This window comes from Reichenbachiella sp. 5M10 (assembly GCF_002742335.1).
GTDB lineage: Bacteria > Bacteroidota > Bacteroidia > Cytophagales > Cyclobacteriaceae > Reichenbachiella.
This window is the reverse complement of the sequence record NZ_MDGR01000007.1, coordinates 128,951-143,844: the sequence shown is the minus strand read 5'-3', so window position 1 is coordinate 143,844 and position 14,894 is coordinate 128,951. Positions and strand designations below refer to the sequence as shown.

10 protein-coding genes are annotated in these 14,894 nt (G+C 46.2%); all 10 read right to left on the bottom strand.

Going from position 1 to position 14,894, the window contains the following annotated elements; all coding sequences use genetic code 11:
• Positions 1 to 64: 64 nt before the first annotated feature.
• Positions 65 to 697, bottom strand: a complete 633-nt coding sequence (locus BFP72_RS00600; RefSeq protein ID WP_099597255.1) for a hypothetical protein — start codon at positions 695 to 697, stop codon at positions 65 to 67.
• A 194-nt stretch (positions 698 to 891) separates the two neighbouring features.
• Positions 892 to 1,617: a LytTR family DNA-binding domain-containing protein gene (locus tag BFP72_RS00595; protein WP_099597254.1), complete on the bottom strand. Its 726-nt coding sequence runs from the start codon at positions 1,615 to 1,617 to the stop codon at positions 892 to 894.
• Between the two features lie 10 nt (positions 1,618 to 1,627).
• Complete coding sequence (locus BFP72_RS00590; RefSeq protein WP_143519885.1) at positions 1,628 to 1,909, bottom strand: Hpt domain-containing protein; 282 nt, start codon at positions 1,907 to 1,909, stop codon at positions 1,628 to 1,630.
• A 39-nt stretch (positions 1,910 to 1,948) separates the two neighbouring features.
• The gene (locus BFP72_RS00585; RefSeq protein WP_158233214.1) at positions 1,949 to 3,904 is read right to left on the bottom strand and encodes a PAS domain S-box protein; all 1,956 of its coding nucleotides are present in this window, start codon (positions 3,902 to 3,904) and stop codon (positions 1,949 to 1,951) included.
• Between the two features lie 4 nt (positions 3,905 to 3,908).
• Positions 3,909 to 4,463, bottom strand: a complete 555-nt coding sequence (locus BFP72_RS00580; RefSeq protein ID WP_099597251.1) for a heme NO-binding domain-containing protein — start codon at positions 4,461 to 4,463, stop codon at positions 3,909 to 3,911.
• A 4-nt stretch (positions 4,464 to 4,467) separates the two neighbouring features.
• A complete protein-coding gene (locus BFP72_RS00575) occupies positions 4,468 to 4,887 on the bottom strand; it encodes a response regulator (protein WP_099597250.1) in 420 nt (139 codons plus the stop codon).
• 137 nt (positions 4,888 to 5,024) lie between these two features.
• Positions 5,025 to 6,122 (bottom strand): phosphotransferase enzyme family protein, encoded by a 1,098-nt coding sequence (locus BFP72_RS00570; RefSeq protein WP_099597249.1) that lies wholly within the window; start codon positions 6,120 to 6,122, stop codon positions 5,025 to 5,027.
• Between the two features lie 29 nt (positions 6,123 to 6,151).
• Positions 6,152 to 6,895, bottom strand: a complete 744-nt coding sequence (locus BFP72_RS00565) for an SH3 domain-containing protein (RefSeq protein WP_099597248.1) — start codon at positions 6,893 to 6,895, stop codon at positions 6,152 to 6,154.
• A gap of 93 nt (positions 6,896 to 6,988) precedes the next feature.
• Positions 6,989 to 9,322: a penicillin-binding protein 1C gene (gene pbpC / locus BFP72_RS00560; protein WP_099597247.1), complete on the bottom strand. Its 2,334-nt coding sequence runs from the start codon at positions 9,320 to 9,322 to the stop codon at positions 6,989 to 6,991.
• Positions 9,319 to 14,751: an alpha-2-macroglobulin gene (locus BFP72_RS00555; protein ID WP_143519884.1), complete on the bottom strand. Its 5,433-nt coding sequence runs from the start codon at positions 14,749 to 14,751 to the stop codon at positions 9,319 to 9,321. The genes pbpC and BFP72_RS00555 overlap by 4 nt, the downstream gene beginning before the upstream one ends.
• Positions 14,752 to 14,894 lie beyond the last annotated feature (143 nt).

The window sequence follows — 14,894 nt, the reverse complement described above, 5'->3', positions numbered from 1 at the left end:
TATCGAGAGCATCGCTTGCATATTTATAGACTGGGTGAAACAAAACTGTGAGTGTAATAAAATCTTATAAGTCAGATATTGTATACCGGATGGTCGCTTGAAACTCCTCCACTTGACTGGCTAAAAAAGTGCCCGTTCTCTCCAAAGTGTAAATCAACCTAACACCATAATTTTCGTCATCAGAGCATACACACTCTCTGACGAGTAGTACATCTGTGCCAATAGGTGTAGTTGTCCCCAAGGCTACTCCCTCCATGATAGCTTCTGTACCCGTATTGACCTCCGCTCTGTTTACAATTCTACCATGTCCTTGCGGTGTGATTTTTAAATTCATATGCCTAGGAAAGGTACTACCTGGCTCAAACTGCACGTCGACACAACGTTCCACATCAAAACCAGATCCAACTCCTCCCGACTCACTTGTAAGGTTTAGATATAGAGTATTGTCACCCGTATCCTTCAAGGCGTACAAACCAATCTCAGCATGTCTACCTACCAGAGAGTCAGTAGTCATACCCACAAAGGTTGAATTTGCTTCGGTATCTGCATAAGCCTCATAGATCTCGCTAATAGCCGCTTCGGGCACTTTCACATCCAACTGAGATAAGGCAACATTTGTATCGTTGTAATCTTGTGCCCATACACCCTGTACCGTGAGTATGAGAATCATTGTGAGCACCCCTTTAATTCGTTCCATGATAAGCTACGTTTTTTGAATATCTATATTTTAAATACTCTTCAAACATAGGGGTGTTGAAAAACACAATCGATCAACTAACGGTAAGCCGCTGTTTAGTATCGGTCAATGGGAAAAATAAACCAGTAGATTGATGTCTCACCATTCATCGGTCGACAAACATCAAAAAAACAGCATTGAGTTGACCTACAGGTTTAGAGAAGGTTCAAGCGCCTCATGAGCTCGGGTCGCTTGGAGCGACTGATAGGAATCACATCTTCACCGATGACTATACTATTGAACTCAATATCAACAATCTTTGTCATATTGATGATATGTGAACGATGTACTTGCAAGAACATGCTATCTGGCAATTTCTCTAAAATCTTCTTGAGGGTTGAGTGTACCTTATACTCCTTTTCGGTAGTCTTGATGTAGATATAGTCCCCTTTCCCTTCGATGGATTTTACCGAATCGGTTTCTATTTTGATCAGTGTCCGGTCTATATTGACAAAAAATTCCCCTGGCATCTCGCCAGAATCCACATGCCCCGTTGCCTTTTGTTGTTGTTCGGTCTTCTCCTTCTGTGGTCGCATCTGTTTTACTTTCTCTACCGCTCGTTCAAATCTTTCGAAAGCAATAGGTTTGACTAGATAGTCCACGATACAGTCGTACTCAAAGGCATCTAGGGCAAGACTAGAGTCAGAGGTCGTCAAGATAACTCTAGGGGTCTTTTTCAGTGTTTGAATAAAATCAAATCCTGAAAAATCTGGCATATGGATGTCCAAAAAAATCAAATCCACATCCTGTTCATTGAGGTACTTGATCGCTTGTATCGCATTGGGAAACTCCTCTACCAAATTCAAAACGGGCAATTCCGAACAATACTGGTTGAGAATCAGCCGTGCCGTCTGATCATCGTCAATCACTATACATTTCATAGTCGTTGGTTTACAATTCTAAAAACGTCTTCATACTATCCAACAGTTTTCTAAATTCAACTTCTCCAAAACTCTCCCCTTTCTTTAGTTGGTTTTCATACTCCTCGGCACGGAGAAAAGCCTCCTCCATCCCCAGCAAACTTATTTTGTGTTTGATTTTGTGCACACACTCTGCCGCATCCATCCATCTCAAATGTGCAATACACTCTTCAAACACCAAAATTTCTTCTGGCAGTTCCTGCCGTACCACGGTCAACAAAGCGTCCTCAAACGTTTTATTCCCTCGTGACATGGCTTGTATGTTGGACATATTGGGTTTACTCGTCATTTCTCAAAATGGCTTTTTCAATTTCACAAAAAATGTCGTCCCTACCCCCACGCCACTATCTAGGTAAACTTCCCCATCATACAAGTCCACTATCTTTTTGACAATAGACAGACCTATACCTGTTGATTCTCTATTCTCATCGGTATTCAAAGATTGGAATATTCCAAAAATTTTTTCGTGGTATTCTTTCGGTATTCCTTCTCCATTGTCCCGAATAGAAAACACATAGTGTTCTCCTTCTTCAATATAATCTATTTCCACCTTCCCTTGCTTCTGATCACAATAGTTGATCGCATTGCTCATTAGGTTTTGAAACAACTGCTGCACTCTGATCTCATCCGCCTTGATGCGCGGAAGTGCTTTTGCTATGGTCAATTCGACATGCTTAGGAATATACAAAGTCTCGATTAGCCCTCGTACGACTTGATCAACGGAGACAAAGTCTTCACGCTCTACTCCACTAGAAATCTCTGAATAAGTCAAAATACCGTTGATAAGATCTTCCATCCTCTCCGCAGTGGCCTCTATGAGATCGAGATTCTTGTGCACATCGGTATCACTCAGGTTTTCACAGTCCTGTTTGATCCAACTGACCAGAGTAGAAACGCTACGCAACGGGGATTTAAGATCATGGGATACGACATGAGCATACTCGTTGAGTTCCTGATTACTCCTTTCGAGCTGTAGCATCAGAGCATTTCTTTGGCGCTCCGCAGACTCTTGTTCAGAGACATCTTCGATGACCACTACTTCATATTTGATATTGCCTTGTTCATCTCTCACTGCACTTATGTTGGTCTTTGCGTACAGTACTCCACCATCTTTTCGTATATATTTTTTTTTCAAGGTGAACTTATCTATTTCACCTTTGATCATTCTTTGATAACCCCTACCCGACTCAAGCAAATCTTCATCAAACGTAAAATCCATAAAAGTCAAGGCCAGTACTTCCTCAGCAGTATATCCTAGCAAATCACAAAAAGCTTGATTAACCTTCATCAACCTACCCTGATCAGACAAAGCGATTCCCAGTGGGGAATGCTCATAAATGGTCTCTAGCTGTTCTTTTTGTTCTTGCACCAATGCACTTTGGTTCACTTTCTCAGTGATATCCTCTATGACTGAGAGGCGATATTTGGGCAATCCATTCTCATCCGGTATAGTAGTCACATTGACCCGCACACTGACTAGCTCTCCGTCTTTCTTACACAGCTGCTGCAAAAAATCTCCGTGCTTTATTCTACCAGCGTCCATGTCATTCTGTACTTGGACTATACGTTCAATATCCTCTGGCAATATGAATTTCAATGAATCCATTCCATTGAGTTCAGATGCAGAATAGCCAATCATTTCTTGAAAGGACTTGTTGAACTTTTTCAAGGTTCCTCTTTCTGTCAAAATAATCCCAAACGGAGCATAATTCACTATGGAAGAAAGTTCTGCCTGCTGTTCTTCAATAAACTTACGCACCTTAGATTTCTCTGTGATATCCCTAATAACCCCCTCTGCAAAAGAAGGTTCATTTTGATCATCATAGATGAGGTTCGCATTTATATGCACTAGTTTAGGAGGGCCTTGCTTGACATATACCCGAGCTACATAGTCCGAAAACGTACCCCACTTGAGCAGGCTTTTAAAACTATTTACGGCATACAGGTAATCATCTCTATAAATCAAATCCGTAACATTAATTGGGCTTACTCGAATATCAAACCCTAATATTTCCACGGCCGATTGATTCATTTCAAGAACGCTACCGTTCAAATCTGTTTTGATATATGCTTCTGGTAAAAATGAAAAATTAAGCTCCGACTCTGCCATTGATAGGCTTTCGTTGCTAGATAGGCGGTTGGCTACTTTTAACTTTTGACTTACCTCGGATAGTTCAAGAGACTTCTCTTCCAAAATTTTCTCAGCCTCTTTTCTCGCTCTTTTTTCTCTCTCTAATGCTCTTTTCAATAACTCAATTTGGTCGGTCCCCATGATGAAAAACATTAAACTTAACTTGTGTTCCATCCTCTTTCATGAGCTTGTAGCTGACCTCACATGTTTCATTGTAGTGACAAAAAGTCTGGCGGATCAAGGCTTCTGCAAACTTGTAAAACCCCTTTGGCGAGCGGTAGACGAGTGTCAGCTTTGTATCACTATGCTCTATTACTTCAAATGATGGCAATTGCGCCTGTGGGTATATCTTTCTTACTTGGACATGAATATGATCCTCGACTGAACTAATAAACGCTACAGGTGTTTCATACATTTTGAAGAGGTATGGATAATTCCCTTTAAGATACTGAAAAAAATGCATCCCAAAGGCATAAATCAAGTCATCTTTGGACAATTCTGTATAAAGGCTGAGGTGTTCAATCAAGCGTTGCATCTCTCCAAAATCATACGTCCCGATCGACGTATAGGCTCCTCCATTAGGCAATTCTGAACATTGAATGATGTGATCCACGGCCTCCAAACCAAATTTGCTTTCGACCATGACCAAAAACTCCGTAAAGACAATTCCTTTCATAATGCTACTGACGAATGGTTTCACTGGCATCCCAATAGGCCAGTACCTTACCTATTACCGTCACGTACTCTTCATATTTGAGGGGCTTTAGAATATAGCCAGCGATTCCTATGGTGTAGCATGTGAGCAAATCTTTTTTATTATTAGATGTAGTCACTACGATGGTTGGGATATAACGAAGCGTTTCATCGCTTTTTAGCCGAGTCAAAAACTCTATACCACTAATCCTGGGCATATTCAAATCCAGCAAAATCACATCAGGGAGATTTGTCTTAGTCTCTAGCAATTGCAAAGCCTCTTCTCCATTCTTTGCTTCTGTTATTTTAACCTCCAAAGGCAATGTACTAACCGCCCGGTTGAACTTCATTCGCTCAATCGTATCGTCATCAATGAATAGAACCGACAGTGGACCTCCTTGCTTCATAAGACTTCCTTTATACTACAAAAATCATCTTTTTGATTTCTTATGTAGGGTTAGAGTGTCCTACCTTCTCATAACCTTCGTTGAATGACACTTATCCTTCGATGAACGGTCATTTCATGCCGACAGACAAGCGGACACTATACCTTTCTTCGTATGATGTGATTGAGCGCCTCCTGCTGAGCGAGAATTTGCCGAGTGAGCTCCAGCTGACACCGGGCACGATCGAGATTGTGGAGAGGATGAGTTGTCTTATAGTATCGGTCACCTTGTAGATAATCCGTGAGAAACCGCACCGCCATCAAGTAGGACATCAAGGCTCCAGACATTCCTAGGTACTCAATCTCGGTTGGTGTCAGCACATCTCTCGTCACCTCGAGATATCCCGATGCAAAAGCTTCAAACTTGTCCAAGTCCAACTGTACACAGGCGAGATCTGACTCATCTTCCTGCGCAGTATTGGCACTCGTCCGAATGCCGTCTCCAAAATCATAGTGGATCACACCTGGCATGACGGTATCAAGATCGATGACACAAACTCCCCGATCGTGAGCATCAAGCAGCACATTGTTGAACTTGGTGTCGTTGTGAGTGACACGTAGCGGTAGATGGTTGGCTTGTTTCAAGTGCTCAATCTGACACATCTGGTCTGCAATGCTCCGTGCATAGTAGATCTCTGCCTGTACCTCTCTGGCTCTTCCCTCTGTATCTTCCTTTACCGCTCCCTCCAACGTCCTCAATCTCAAAATGATATTATGAAATTCCGGCAGGGTCATCGTCAGTTGCTCTACTGGCAAGTCTGACAACAATCGAAAAAAAACACCAAAAGCCCTAGCACCTTGATAAGCCTGCTCCGCAGTCTCCACCAAATCATAGCTCTTGGTGTTCTTTCTGAAGTCGAACATCCTCCAATAGGCCCCTCTATACATGGTATACCATTCACTCGCCGTGCTAGCATGGAGTTGCAGTGTCTCTTGAGTCCAGTCCGTCGAAGGGTGATGCCGGATATGCTCGGTCACTTGATGGATATTATCCATCATCCCTTTGACATCCGCAAACACATGGTGATTAATCCGTTGCAAGAGATAATCATCCAGCGACGAATCCGTGTTGAATACACGGTAGGTATCGTTGATATGTCCACTTCCAAACGGACGAATGTCCTCCACCTGCCCGTCGTAGACGAAGTGATCTATGATCTCACGGAGATCTTCCTGACCGTAGGAGGCTAGTTCCATGAAGTCTGTACTATTATGGTTCGTTGGGTTTATTCTCCCTCCTCGACTACTGTCGTATCACTCTCTATAGGAGCTTCTTGTTCTGCCAATTCGGTGAGTTGTACTACCAAGCTGGACATGAAACTAGAACTCTCTAGATCTGTGTTTTCAATGATCTCCTGAAGTGCAGCCATCTTTTCTTCTTTGCCCTCAAGGCTCAACGCTCCTTTGGCAAATTTCGCCGTAGCGATATCAATGTCGTTGAATGAAATGTTGTCGGCCTTGATCCAGCCTTCGTCCATCCATTTCCCATCCGATCGTTTGCCCCGTACTTGCATCCAATCACCTTCGGTCTCAATACTTGCTACGATATCCATAGCTGCAAATGAGAGATCCTTTTTGGTCAACAAATCTGGGCGAGAATAGATACTCGCATCCCGCACGACCACAGCAGGTTTGGCTTCCATTACCAAAAAATCCTTGAGCGTCCACCCTACGGTTTCATCGTTGAGTTGTACTTTGGCATAGGTTCTTTTTCCCGAAAGGGAATCCACCCCTAGATACATCAGAGACTCTCCCACACTCAGCGCTGTCAGGTATTTTTCTTTGGGGCCTGGGTTTTGTCGGACAGAGACTTGATCCCAAACACATACTGCTCCTGTTGTCACCTCTTCGGTTGCTTCGGCGATGCTCTCGGCGACCTCCTCTGGGGTTTCCGTGCTTTGCGTTTCTTTGGGAGTACAGCTGTACAATAGGGCAACTAGTGCCAATAAGGATGTGATTTTTGTTTTCATCGGTTGTATACTTTTTTCAAAATTTATCAATACTAATCATGTCCTCTGACATATCGAAACGATCGGGAGAATTATCTATGATTTACCTTCAAGTCAATTCCTACTCACCGAAAATCGCACTTGATCTCGATTGCCTTCTGCATCTACCACTGTGAGCACGTGAGGCCCTTCGCGCAGATATAGCGGCATGGATGGATTGCTCACCGAGCTGCTGACGAAGGAGTCGTCCACATACCAAAACATCTCCCGATCGGGAAACTGTGTCGCTACTCTGCCGATTAGGGGTTGGTGGCTACCGTCAAAATCCTTGGGCAAAAAAATATTGGCTCGATCTACAGGATAGGTAATCTGTAAGATACCATGCTCCTGCAACTGGCGGCATGCGGGGTTATGAATGGGCTCTTCCGTCACGATGACTCCATTTTTACGAAGATAATAGTTGATATCTGGTGTAAACTTCAATACGCCTGCTGCTGCTTGGTGTCCATCCCAACAACGCGAACATACGGCATACCCCGTCGATGGATCGATGAAGAACCGCTGATGATATGGACACACTTTCATTGGCCTCATGTGGACAGGCGCCTTCACTTCCATAGTATTTGGGCAGGCCGAACTCACATAAAAACCCGTCTCCTCACAGATCCGAACCATCACAAAATCCTCCGCTTTCTCTTCAAACCACAACTCCTTGGAGTCCTCTGGCAATATGTTGGCTATGTTGAACAACAGAGGTCCTGCACTCGCCATTCCCGACAGGTTCTTGTTGGACTCGCCATCAAAATTGCCTACCCACACGACAACCGTCCACCAAGGTGACGTCCCCACGGCCCAAGCGTCTTTGTGACCATAGCTAGTACCTGTCTTCCACGCCAGCGGTCGTTGATCACCATACTTCTTCCAATAAAACTCCAACCCAGGGCGAATCAACTCTTTGAGTTCGTCCAGTACCAGAAAGGTAGCCGCTTCACTGACCAACTCTTGCTCTGGTTCGAGTACCTCGCTGGGGTCGTACGTAATCCGAGCAAACCTCCCTCCCTGCGCCAAACCCCGGTAAAGCTGCGCCATGTCCCAAGGACTCACCTCCGCTCCCCCTAGTATCAAGGGCAACCCATAGTCATCCGCATGACGAAACAGAGACTGTACACCCGCCGCTTCTAGCATGTTGTAAAACTTCTGTACTCCATAGGCATTGAGCAAACGCACTGCTGGGACATTGAGCGAGTGAATCAACGCCGTAGATGCCGGTACAACCCCCTGAAAGGTCTCTGAAGCATTGCTCGGAGAGAAGCTCTCAAAATAAGTCGGCACGTCCTTGATTAGCGTTTGGGGGAGTACAATCCCCTCATCGATGGCCGCAGCATACAAAAATGGCTTGAGTATCGAACCTGAAGAACGGGTAGCCACCACGCCATCGACCCTCCCCTGTTCGTCCTGGTCGAGATTGTGATAATCCTGCGAGCCGACATAGCTCACCACGTGCCCTGTACGATTGTCAACGACCAGCGCACAAGCATTGCGGATCCCCATCTCCTTCATTTTGGCGGCATGCTGCTGTACAAAAAAATTGGTCTCGTACTGTATCTCCGTATCAATGGTCGTCTCCACGATATCCCTGTGATGAGTAGCATGGATTCGATCGGTCAGGTGGGGGGCCGCCAACGGAAAAGGAAGCATCTCATCGGGTGTTCGCTCCAGCAACGTCAACTCATAAGTCTCCTCATCGATGATCTCCAGTTCGTACATTCTTTTCAACAACTGGTTGCGCTTACGCTCCAGTTTGTCGCTATTTTTGGAGGGGAAAATCATGCCTGGGGCATTGGGCAAGACCGCCAAGGTCGCTGCTTCACCCCAAGTCAGCTGTTTGGGTTCTTTGCCAAAGAAGCGGTAAGATGCAGCTAGGTAACCACGAACATTGCTGCCATACGGCGCATGAGACAAATACTCTTGGAGTATTTCACGCTTGGAGTAGTGTGCCTCGATTTTCATTGCAAGGAACACTTCCCGAAATTTGTTGTACAGAGTCCTTGGCTGAGCCAGAATCATACGGGCCAGCTGCATGGTCAGCGTACTCCCCCCACTCACGACGCGCTGATGCTTGACGTTGAGATAGGCCGCTCGCACGACCGCCACAGGGTTGACACCCCAGTGACGGTCGAAGTATTGATCTTCGTACGTCAGCACAGCCGTTTTCAACTTGTCTGGGATTTCTGTTTGCAGCTGCGGCGGCAAACACCACTGCTCTTGGCTGTTGAGATACACCCGCAAGAAACTCCCGTCACGGGCAAGAATGACTTGGCTATAGTCACGCGCTAGTTTTTCCCCGGGCAGGGGGATCGCCAAGTACAATCCATAGATCAACACCACAGCCACACACGACACCCCAATCACTCTCCACCGAAGCCCGAAGCTACTCCACGCCCTCATTCGGCATCCACCACAGTAACAGAGAGTCCCGCTTGAGTCGCCATGAAGTCGTTGTTGTACATGGCCTCACACCTTGCTCCTGGCAGCTGGTATTTCCCCTTCGTTATGGCATTGATCTTCACCACAAAATCCAATGGTTGTCCTTGTTCAATATCAAAAAACCACATGATTCTGTCGTCTCTGATGTCAAGGTACTCTTCACGATCCACGTTCCAGTCTGCCATCCACTCGGGATACACTTCACCAGACAGTCTCATGTTTTCGATCTCCCAGCCAGAAGGCAGCAACTGTACCAGCGCCACTTCCTCGACCAGCGGCACGACGCTCTTGTTGCCCACACGGTAGCGCGCATAGAAGGTCTCGCCCTGTTTGACCTTGGCGACATCAATCTCGTACCCATCCTCGTCGTACCAGTCCACCTTGAGTGAGAGGTTCTTGTTTTCCTCTGTCGATTGATCCGTGAGCGGTACACCATTGGCAGATAGGCTCGCGTACATTTGTGAAACTTCCATCTCTGAACCTAACGTCAGTTTGAGTTCCTCTCCATAACCTTCGTTGATGTACAAGTTGAATTGATCTACCCCGGTGAGCTCTTGTCTCGTGCCATTGGGTAGCAGCACAGAACCCTGCAAAATCAGATCATCCGCTACCTGCACCCCTGCCAATTCAAAATAGTTGGCCACACCGAGGAGCATTTGACCTACGGTCTGTGTCGAGTACCAATTGCGACTCGACAATACCTCCGCAATCTTCTTGGCAAGAAGTGCCGCATCCTCTTTGCGATCCAAGATCACCAAACAACGCAGGATCAAGCCCAAATCACGGTAGCGTGAACCGTAGGTGTGAGCAAACTCGTTGTACTCGGCCACATCCATAGAAATCATACCAATCAGGTCTTCTACTTTGTCATAGGCTCCCGCCAGTTTGTAAGCCGTCACGAGCTGCCACTTCTGTGTTGGATTCATGTCTTTGTAGCTGTTTTGCTTGAGCAAGTTCATCTCCTGTATCGGGGCTTTGTCTGCCATGGCCAGCACCAAGCATCGATTGACACGCGTCATCAGATACTTCTTGTTGCTATTGCTAGATCGTGTCTCACGCTCAAGGTAGCGAATCACTCCATCGTACATCCCATCGGGTACCACATATCCCTGCTGGCGCGCTTCGACCAGAAACTGCGCCGCATAGTTGCTCCCCCATGACGAAGCTTGGTCTCCTCCTGGCCAATAGCTAAATCCTCCGTTGCTCAACTGGAAGGTACGCAAGCGATCGATCCCCGCATTGATGTTGGTATCAATCTCCTTTTGTCGGTCAGGATCATCGGCAAAGAAGCTCTTGAGTGCCAACTGCGGAAACACCGACGAAGTAGTCTGCTCGATACAACCATAGGGGTAACGAATCAGATAATCCAGACGGTGCAAAAAGTCCATATTTGGAAACACCGACAGGTTCAAACGGGCGTTGTTGGTTCCGTCAATCCCTACTTTCGGGATTTTGAAAGCTATCGTCTCACCTGGCTTGATGATTTTCTCTTCTTTGGCATATACACGTGCGGCGCTTGGCGACACAGGTACATCTGCCTCAAAACTACTCGACACTCCTTTTCCTTTCCCTCTCAGGGTAATTTTGGATTGACCAATGGCCGATTTAACCTTAACTTGAAAATGAAACATCTGATCATCTTCCTCGTCAAATGTGTGTGTATACTTAGCCTGACCGATCACTTCGAGAGGCCCTTCGGTCTCGATGCTCAGATCGATCGCTCCGATCTTGTCTCTCGTCGCAAAGACATTGACAGGCACTTCAAAAACATCTCCAGGCTTCAGCGCTCTTGGGATCGTCGGCTGAATGATCAAGTCACTTTTCACGGCTACTGTTTTGTCTTCGGAGGCATAGCTATCCCCCTGTGCCGCGATGACCATCACACGCACTGACCCGACGTAATTAGGCATTTCGAAACTTACCTTTGCCTTGCCTTGGCTATCTGTCAATCGTGGGCCTTCAAACATACAAACAGGCTTGAAACGCTTTTTCTTCTTGAAAGGATCAATCTGAGACTCGCGGTAGTCCATATCTCCCCCGATCGAGAACGTTTTGAATACATCGCTCTCGTTTGCTCCAATCACATGACCAAACATGTCGTAGGTCTCGACTTCCAACCTGACTTTCTTGTAGAACTCTTTCCAAGGATTCGGCGTCTGAAAATTGGTCAAATCCAACAAACCTTCGTCCACCACAGCCACCGTAAATTGTGTGGGTTTTCCGTCTAGGGTAGAGATTTCAATGTCAAATTTTTCTTTGGGCTTGAGTTCATCAGCCATCTTGATGACGAGTTCACGTTTGCTGCTTGGATTGACCACTGTGATCGGCAGGATACCAAACATACGGATCGGGCGATCGTTGACCGTTTGGGCATGGCTCTGCAATGTGGTGACCGTCACATAAACATTAGGAACCATTGATTTCGAGATTTTCAACTTGACCTGCATATCCTCTTGGTCCTCCGCTGGCTTGACCCATTTGCTGAGGATGATTTCATCTCCTCTTTCTACCGTGAGCAGAACATTACCCTGCTTTGGTGATGGGAAAGTAATCATGGCGTCATCACCTACTTCGTAGCTATCTTTTTCGCTTCTCAATGAGAGCGTACCGGCATTCTGATCACCGTTGGGGATACCGCCATACGGGTAGGCACTCACAAATATACTCGAGGTGTGCCCCTGACTCATAGCATCTTGTACCTCGATGAGGTACTGTCCCTTTTGACTAGGTCTGAAAGGAACCGTCGTGAATGGTTTGCCTGATATCACTGTTCCTTCCTCTACGAGATAGGAGTGCTGGTCTGTCTTGAAGCGCAGCTTAAAATTCTGGAAGCTGTTGTATTGATACCACCAATAGGAGTCGTTGCGGTAGATGCGGTAAGTCAGTTCTTTGCCCGATACAGCATTGCCCTCATGATCGACGAGGATGACGGGCACATCTGTCTTGCTGTTGAGTTTGACGTACCTCTGATCGTCTTTGATTCCTACATAGTGCGTGAACGGATGCAAGTCCAAAAACGCCCATGCGTCGTTGGGGCGTCCTCCCTCTTCCTGTACCGTCGCATTGATTTTTACCTTGAGAGGCGAAGGAGCCTGCTTGAGGTTAGGTACATTCCACACGACAGCAGCAGTCCCGTCTTCATTGAGTCGCCCTGTTTTGATTTTTGTTTTGATGTCATGAAACTCCACATACTGGTTGAAGAAATTGTAGTCCTTGTACTTAGGAAAGGCTCTAGGCTGGTCAAAGATCTCTACCTCCGTCTCATAGCTCAACCCAGACGCCGAGGCACCAAAGAGATACTTACTCTCCACATCAAAATTGAGTATCTTGTTTTCGGGCAACAATGTTTTCAGCGCTGGTGTGACCTTGACCTTGAGCCGGTTGGCAACCACTGTCTCCACTTTGAGCGTATGATAGAAGCGTTTGTTGCCCACCATGACTTGGGCATTCCAGTTGCCAGTAGGGTCATTTTGATCCGTCCCAAAATTGAAATTATAGAACCCGTCACGTGCACTCGTTTGGGTTTGTTCGACGACCAATGTCCCTTCTGGGTTGAACAACTTGAAAGTCGCTGGAGCATTGTTGGCCGAAGCATTGGCGTAGCGTACGATGCACGAGAGATTGACCGAGTCTCCTGGACGGTAAACTCCCCGCTCCGTATAGATGAACCCACGGGTTTGGAGATCGTAGGAGCTCACTCCTCCGATATCAAACCCTGATTGATTCCATCGCATTTCATAAGGTTGAATGATACTAATCTGTCCATTTTTCTCTGCTTTGACGAGGCTATTTCTGTAACCTTTGAGCGATACCTGACCTTGATCATTGGTCGTGCCCTGGCTATCTCTGTCGTAGCGTGACACTGTGACTTTGGCGCCTGGCATGGGCTGGCCAGTTTTGAGATCCGTCACATAGACATCCATACGTTCGTCTCCATGCTGTTTGGCCAACACACCTAGATCACTGATCGTCACAGGTTTGTAGATCTGGCCAGATTGCTGAATGTAGCTCAACTCATCCTCCCCGATAGGCACGAGGATATCATGGGGGTTAAAATTGATTCGTATCAAATACAAGCCATTGGAAAACTCTGCGAGGACATTGTCCAAGGCCAGGTTGTGAATGAGCCATTCGTTTTTCTGATCTCCAATCTCGAAGGTCTGGTTGTAAACAATCGCTCCGACCGTAGACACATAGGACTGTCCAAATTCGGTATTTCGGTCTTTGCTACTCTTGAGTGATTCGTTCTGAAAAAAATTCTCGATGTTGCCATCAAACACCTTTTTGACTTCCACATGGACACGCTTGAGGTTGGTGGTCAAAAACTGCAAACGCTTGTTGTTACTGGTGGGCAAGAAGATCCCATCGCTTGCAAACTCTACCTGTGGCTGGATATCTGCAAATTTCACCACTTTGCTGATGGTTTGCTCTGTTGCTGTACCCCATTTGCTCTTCACCCCAGCCTTGACATTCACAGTATACTCAGTACCAAATTTGAAATCACCGTCCAACAGGATGTACTTGCCCATCTGCTGCTGCTTGACCTGTACCTCCGGTGTGACACTCACAAATCCTTCGAGGTTTTGTTTCGCATCAAGCTGATCCGAAAACTTCAGCATCATCTTAGGTGATCGTCCTTCTTCGTCCTTGACGATTTCCGAAAGGATAAGCTTTTGGAGTGGTACCACCTCTATATTTTGTTCCATAGATTCGGAGAGATTTAGCTCCTTGTGATCCACGACGAATCGATAGTTTTTGATTTCGGCCTGTCTGGTGAGCGTCCCACTGCTAAAGCTGAACGAACGGTCATTCTCTTGGTTCCAGTTCAAAGTTGAGCCGGTCAATGATGCTGCCTTGGTCACATTCTCGAGAGTCGTACTTTGCGAAAAGCTGATCTTACCTCGGTAGACGAGCTCCTTCGGATTAGATGGATTCTGCACTTCCAGCTCTCCTTCGAATGAAGTGATCTCCTGGCCCAGCACATAAAACTTGATCTCTACTTCCTTGACGTCAAAGTCCGCACCCAAAGTGGATAGGTTGAGCGTACCTGAGTAGTTGACTCTCGAGCCCAACGGTTTGGAAGGTATAAAAACCAGCAAGTCCGTTCGGACCCAACTCGCCTCTCCTGAGATCGAAGGGGAGAAAGAAAAAGGATTGTCAACGGGCAGGTTCAGCTCCTCCTCCGACACGACGGATTCCAAAAACTGCACCTCAATCCGATCAGCAGGTGTGATTGTCCCACTTGTGATGTGACTGATAATCGCCACGATTTCATTCGAATATTGGATTTCTTCTGTGTCTGGAGCTTCTGATTTTTTGCTTGAGCAAGCAAATACTAAACAGGTCAATACAGCCAATACGGCTCTGGTAATCAAGCGATGATGTTGCATGTTGAAAGGTTGGAATTTGATAAGTTTCAAGTCATTTGTTCAAGGAGGTAATGATAACCAAAAACGGACTGAGATTGGAACTGACTCGGTCATTTTTCCGCAAATCCAGCCAAAATGAACGAAGGCTAGTCCTCCTCATTTCC

Coding starts and splice junctions, on each gene's coding strand:
- BFP72_RS00600 (WP_099597255.1), bottom strand. CDS start 697: ATGGAACGAATTAAAGGGGTGCTCACAATGATTCTCATACTCACGGTA.
- BFP72_RS00595 (WP_099597254.1), bottom strand. CDS start 1,617: ATGAAATGTATAGTGATTGACGATGATCAGACGGCACGGCTGATTCTC.
- BFP72_RS00590 (WP_143519885.1), bottom strand. CDS start 1,909: ATGTCACGAGGGAATAAAACGTTTGAGGACGCTTTGTTGACCGTGGTA.
- BFP72_RS00580 (WP_099597251.1), bottom strand. CDS start 4,463: ATGAAAGGAATTGTCTTTACGGAGTTTTTGGTCATGGTCGAAAGCAAA.
- BFP72_RS00575 (WP_099597250.1), bottom strand. CDS start 4,887: ATGAAGCAAGGAGGTCCACTGTCGGTTCTATTCATTGATGACGATACG.
- BFP72_RS00570 (WP_099597249.1), bottom strand. CDS start 6,122: ATGGAACTAGCCTCCTACGGTCAGGAAGATCTCCGTGAGATCATAGAT.
- BFP72_RS00565 (WP_099597248.1), bottom strand. CDS start 6,895: ATGAAAACAAAAATCACATCCTTATTGGCACTAGTTGCCCTATTGTAC.
- pbpC (WP_099597247.1), bottom strand. CDS start 9,322: ATGAGGGCGTGGAGTAGCTTCGGGCTTCGGTGGAGAGTGATTGGGGTG.
- BFP72_RS00555 (WP_143519884.1), bottom strand. CDS start 14,751: ATGCAACATCATCGCTTGATTACCAGAGCCGTATTGGCTGTATTGACC.